Here is a 1,648-nt window from a genome sequence, read left to right as displayed (position 1 = left end):
GTACTAAACACACCGCCCGGCGCTTGAGCGCCGGGTCGATCGGTCGATATCCCATGATTCACCTCGGTAGGGATTTTGCTCCTACATGGGTGTCCAGGAAAATTAGACCACCGCAAATCGGCTCCTACAGAAAGACTGTTACCGCCCTGTGCCGGCTACGCCGCGGCGCACCATGACGCTCGACATTTCAACCCGCAAGGATTGGTTACAATCGGCTCACGGGCAGGGGACGACGTCCCCAAAGGGAGTAAGTGAGCATGCGTTATGAGAAAGGTCACAAGGAGCAGACTCGGCAGAAGATCGTCGAGGCCGCGTCCGAGCGTTTTCGCGCCGACGGTATCGATGCCGTCGGCGTGGTCAGTCTGATGAACGATGTCGGCCTGACCCAGGGTGGTTTCTACAACCACTTCGGGTCGAAGGAAGACCTCGTTCGGGAGAGCGTCGCCAACGGCGCCACGAGTGCGGCCGAGAGGATGGCCGCGCGCATCGCCGCCTCACGGGGCGAGGGATATCGGACCCTGGTCAACGGCTACCTGTCGGCAGAGCACCGCGACCATCCGGAAACGGGGTGCGTCGCCGCGGCGCTGTCCGCCGAGATGGGCCGCCGGCCGGTCGAGACCCGCGCCGCCTTCACCGAGGGCTTCGGCGAAATGGTGGAGGTCATTGCCGGCACCCTGCCGGACGCCGTGCGTGGCAAACGCCGCCGCACGCTGTCGATGGCCGTGTTCGCCTCGATGGTCGGTTCGCTGTCGCTGTCGCGTGCCGTTGCCGAGCCGGCCTTGTCGGATGAGATCCTGGCACTCGGCCGACAGTCCGCGCTGGAACTGATCGAAGCCGGCTGATTCCCCGACCGGGGACGGCGGCTTGCCTATACGGGCCGTCGTCCTCACGGTCCCTCGCGGCGGTTTTGTCCAAAAAATGTCCCTTTCGACGGACCGCACAACGCTCCATTCGGCGTAACCTGACAGCCTGCTTGTGGATCAGCCAATGGGGCCTCCGGGTTCCACCAGCCGAGGGACGACCATGGTTACGTTGCGCGTGAATGGTGAAGATCGACAGGCTGACGTCCCACCCGATATGCCGTTGCTCTGGGTGCTTCGCGACGTGATCGGATTGACCGGCACCAAGTTCGGTTGCGGTATCGCGCAATGCGGCGCGTGCACAGTGCACATCGATGGCCAGCCGATCCGCTCCTGCCAGATGCCGGTGTCGGCCGTCGGTAATCGCGCCGTGACGACCATCGAAGCGATCGGGCTGACGCCCGAAGGCGCCAAGGTGCAGCAGGCCTGGCTCGCCGTCGACGTCGTGCAGTGCGGCTACTGCCAGTCGGGGCAGATCATGTCCGCGGCAGCGCTGCTGGCGCGCACACCGAACCCGACCGATCGGGATATCGACACCGCCATGGCCGGCAACATCTGTCGCTGCGGCACGTACGTGCGTATTCGCGAGGCCATCAAACAGGCCGCGACGGGGCAACCCCAGGGCCTGCAGGTCGTCGTCGACGGGAGTGCCGCATGAAGACGCGCACACCCCCCGGCGCCGAAGTCGACAGCGGTCGCCGCGCCGCGATGAAGCTCGCCGGTGGCGGCCTCGCCGTCGCCTTCCTGTGGACGGCGGGCCTTGGTCCCGCCGTCGCCCAGATGAATCC

At 65.5% G+C, this 1,648-nt stretch carries 2 protein-coding genes; both read left to right on the top strand.

The window, feature by feature from the left end; translation table 11 throughout:
* Positions 1-257 precede the first annotated feature (257 nt).
* A complete protein-coding gene (locus AC1DSN_RS22260) occupies positions 258-842 on the top strand; it encodes a TetR/AcrR family transcriptional regulator (RefSeq protein ID WP_063572238.1) in 585 nt (194 codons plus the stop codon).
* Between the two features lie 181 nt (positions 843-1,023).
* Entirely contained in the window at positions 1,024-1,518 is a 495-nt protein-coding gene (locus AC1DSN_RS22255) for a (2Fe-2S)-binding protein (RefSeq protein ID WP_063572237.1), read from the top strand.
* Positions 1,519-1,648: the final 130 nt, after the last annotated feature.

Source organism: Luteibacter sp. P4_D7_3 (assembly GCF_056401735.1).
Note: the sequence above shows the minus strand (reverse complement) of the source record. Positions and strands in the feature narration are given on the sequence as shown.

What these genes read in the sequence shown, in the direction of transcription:
- AC1DSN_RS22255 (WP_063572237.1), top strand. Translation starts at nt 1,024, where the DNA reads ATGGTTACGTTGCGCGTGAATGGTGAAGATCGACAGGCTGACGTCCCA.
- AC1DSN_RS22260 (WP_063572238.1), top strand. Translation starts at nt 258, where the DNA reads ATGCGTTATGAGAAAGGTCACAAGGAGCAGACTCGGCAGAAGATCGTC.